The organism is Oleiphilus sp. HI0117, assembly GCF_001635235.1.
This window is the reverse complement of record NZ_LWGA01000210.1, coordinates 1-793: the sequence shown is the minus strand read 5'-3', so window position 1 is coordinate 793 and position 793 is coordinate 1. Positions and strand designations below refer to the sequence as shown.

General features: G+C 45.6%; 1 protein-coding gene. It reads right to left on the bottom strand.

The annotated features are described in order from the left end of the window. Window positions 1–741 (bottom strand): preprotein translocase subunit SecY (locus A3757_RS02650; protein ID WP_197469679.1); only part of this gene is annotated, 741 nt, incomplete at its 3' end. Window positions 742–793: the final 52 nt, after the last annotated feature.

The following is a 793-nucleotide window of genomic DNA, read 5'->3' as shown; positions in this document are numbered from 1 at the left end:
TTGTCTTTTTGCATAATTAACAGTGATGCGTCTTTGACCTCGTTCGATAAACACGACGAAGGCAACGATAGCAACTGCGAATACACCAATACCTAACAATGCAAGGATATTTAATTCTCCCTGCCTTGCAGCTTCAAACGACTGACCGAACGCACCTGGTAAACCCGCGACAATCCCTGCAAATATCAACAAGGAAATACCGTTACCAATACCACGCTCTGTAATCTGCTCTCCCAACCACATAAGGAAGACAGCACCACAAACAAATGTAGAGATCGCAAGGAAGTAGAAACTAAAGCTATCAGTGAAGGTCACACCTTGAGAGGCAAGACCTACCGACATACCTGAAGCCTGTATCAACGCTAAAGCAACTGTGCCATAACGCGTATACTGACTAATCTTTCTACGACCCGCTTCGCCTTCTTTCTTAAGCTGTTCAAGAGTAGGGCTTACAGCAGTTAACAACTGCATAATGATCGATGCAGAAATATAGGGCATGATTCCCAAGGCGAAGATACTCATTCGCTCCAATGCACCACCAGAGAACATGTTAAACAAGCTCAAAATAGTACCTTGGTTTTGCTCGAATAGCGCGGCTAGTCTCTCTGGGTTGATGCCTGGCACTGGAATGTGCGCACCAACTCGATAAACCAGGATTGCAGCGAACACAAACCATAATCTTGATTTGAGTTCTGCAACACCTTTACCTACGCCCGAAGGCAATGCGTTTGACTTCGCCATGGGTATTAATCCTCTACCTTTCCGCCAGCAGCAGTAATTGCTTCACGAGCAC